The sequence below is a fragment of the Bacteroides sp. RTP31139st1_H2_RTP31139_211217 genome (genome assembly GCF_040227615.1).
GTDB classification, from domain to species: domain Bacteria; phylum Bacteroidota; class Bacteroidia; order Bacteroidales; family Bacteroidaceae; genus Bacteroides; species Bacteroides uniformis.
Genome location: NZ_JBCNZM010000330.1, coordinates 1 through 1,589, shown reverse-complemented (window position 1 = coordinate 1,589; position 1,589 = coordinate 1). Strand labels below are relative to the sequence as shown.

General features: G+C 46.8%; 3 protein-coding genes. All 3 read left to right on the top strand.

The annotated features are described in order from the left end of the window. On the top strand, window positions 1-378 hold a 378-nt coding region (locus ABUA47_RS24660; RefSeq protein ID WP_349832280.1), incomplete at its 5' end, for a DUF4890 domain-containing protein. A gap of 60 nt (window positions 379-438) precedes the next feature. After that, a complete protein-coding gene (locus tag ABUA47_RS24655) occupies window positions 439-987 on the top strand; it encodes a DUF4738 domain-containing protein (RefSeq protein WP_005831701.1) in 549 nt (182 codons plus the stop codon). A 49-nt stretch (window positions 988-1,036) separates the two neighbouring features. Continuing rightward, the coding region (locus ABUA47_RS24650) for a response regulator transcription factor (RefSeq protein ID WP_349832278.1) at window positions 1,037-1,589 on the top strand (553 nt) is incomplete at its 3' end.

Genomic DNA, 1,589 nt, shown 5'->3' with positions numbered 1-1,589 from the left:
CACAGTGATAAAATGCCCGAACCGAAAGTCCGTGCCGAGCGCATGACGGAACGGATGGTGAAAGAGTACTCCTTGAACGATACGCAGAAACAACAACTGCTGGAGGCAAATCTGGCATTGGTTGAGAAAATGGGAGATATGCCGATGCATCGTGCCAAAGCACACAAGCATCATAAGAGAGATGGCAAGCGCCATCAATTGACGGATGAGCAACGCGCGCAGAAAAAAGCGGAGATGGAAAAGAAGCGTGAAGAGATGAAGACTGCCCGTATTGCTTATGATTCACAACTCCAGAAGATCATGACGGAAGAACAATATGCTGCATACAGCAAGAAAGTGCAGGATAGAAAAGCAAAAATGGAATCTAAAAGAAAATAAATTTTCTATTGCATTCAATTTGTACTATTTTTGTCCGGTCAACTACTAAAAAACAGAACGATGAAGAATATAGTCTATATTTTAGTGTGTGCATCGGTCATTTTCTTCACTGCTTGTTCGTCGCAAGACAAGAATAAGAAAGACGGTACGCAGGTATTGATGCAGGATAGTACAGAAATTGCCGGCCCACAGCGCATGCAGGTGTCTGATGTAAAAACATCCTTTACGTATAAGGGAAAAGAGTATCAGTCTTCTGTAGTGCGCCGGCCGGATGAATCTCTGCCGATAGTGAAAAACGAGCAGGGGGAGAAATTTGTGGATAACCGTATCACCTTGCGCATCACGTGCGGCGGGAAGCAGGTGGTGGATAAAGTGTTCACCAAAGATAATTTTGCTTCGTTGGTGGATGCCAAGTTCATGAAGTACTCCATTCTTGAGGGGCTGGTCTATGACAAGACCACTCCGCAAGGAATCATATACGCGGCGAGCGTCTGCTATCCGCAATCCGACCTTTATGTTCCCATCAGACTGACCATTACGGCTGACGGGAAAATCTCCATGGCAAAAGAAGAACTGATGGAGGACTATCAGACAGACAGCATTGATTAGTGGATAGTTTTCCAGATTGTTTCCAGTTTTATAGACCATCTTTGCCGGTATGAAAATCCTGATTGTAGAAGATGAGCAAGATTTGCGGGAAACCATCCGCACTTCGCTCTTGAAAGAAAAGTTTGTTGTAGAGACCGCTGCCGACTATTTTTCGGCATTGGATAAAATCAATGACTACGATTACGACTGCATTTTGCTGGATATCATGTTGCCTGGCGGGAGCGGTCTGGACTTGCTGCGTGAGCTGAAACGGCTGCACCGCAGTGACAGTGTGCTTATTATCTCGGCCAAAGACTCGCTGGACGACAAGGTGGACGGGCTGGAACTGGGAGCCGACGATTACCTTACAAAGCCTTTCCATCTGGCAGAACTCAATGCACGTGTCAAGTCATTGATACGTCGGCGGCAGGCGAAGGGAGATGTGACCGTCACCCTTGGAAATCTTTTGCTCTACCCCGACAAACGGCAGGTAGAGATAAACGGAAAACCCTTGCAGCTGAACCGCAAGGAGTACGACCTGCTCTATTATTTTGTACTCAACCCCGGCCGGGTCATCAATAAAATGAGCCTTGCCGAGTCGGTGTGGGGAGACAATATAGACC

Excerpts from the sequence above, each read along its gene's own strand:
- ABUA47_RS24655 (WP_005831701.1), top strand. The coding sequence starts at position 439 with ATGAAGAATATAGTCTATATTTTAGTGTGTGCATCGGTCATTTTCTTC.